Source organism: Pseudomonas sp. DE0010 (assembly GCF_007680745.1).
In the GTDB taxonomy this organism is placed as follows: domain Bacteria; phylum Pseudomonadota; class Gammaproteobacteria; order Pseudomonadales; family Pseudomonadaceae; genus Aquipseudomonas; species Aquipseudomonas parafulva_B.
The window spans coordinates 1-611 of sequence record NZ_VEJQ01000056.1 but is presented as its reverse complement, the minus strand read 5'-3'; the positions used below and the strand labels follow the sequence as shown (position 1 = coordinate 611).

1 protein-coding gene is annotated in these 611 nt (G+C 57.1%); it reads left to right on the top strand.

Annotated features, from left to right (window positions below; genetic code table 11):
- A partial coding sequence (locus tag FS767_RS21580) for an immunoglobulin-like domain-containing protein (RefSeq protein WP_144968146.1) occupies positions 1–611 on the top strand: 611 nt, incomplete at both ends.

Below are 611 nucleotides of genomic sequence, written 5' to 3'. Positions count from 1 at the left end.
TCCTACGAGCACGCGGCGCAAGGCGACGACGTTTACAAAGACTCGGGCGAAATCAGCTTGGGCATCAAGTCGGCAGCCGATGCTGGCGGCCGTACCTTCGAAAACCTGCAGCTGGGTAATGATGCCTCGGTCAAAGTTACCGATACCATCGACGAAGTTGTGGCCAAGCTCACCGCGACTACTTCGGTTGCCGAAGGCGGCGAGATAACCTACACCGTGACGCTGACCAACAAAGATGGTCTGCCGATCAACAACCACGCAGAGCTGTACTTCCACCTCAAAGACGGCACCACCGTGGTGGTTCCTGCCAACAGCACCGTAGGTTCGGCCAACGCTACTGCGCCGGACAACGTTTATGTGGGCACGAACCCTGCCGTCGTGAACTCGATCGAATCGGTTAGCGGTGCGGATGCCTGGAAGTTCGAGCAACTGACGCTGGATAAAACCCAGGTCAGCACAGAAGTTACCGACGAGCCAGGTTCGGGTACCCCGGGGACGGGTAACCAAGGCGATTTGGTGCTGGTCACTATTACTGCTGACCAGAACTCCGTTGCTGAGAACGTCAAGCCGACGTTCACTGTTCAGATCAACAAGGCTCTGGCCAACGACCT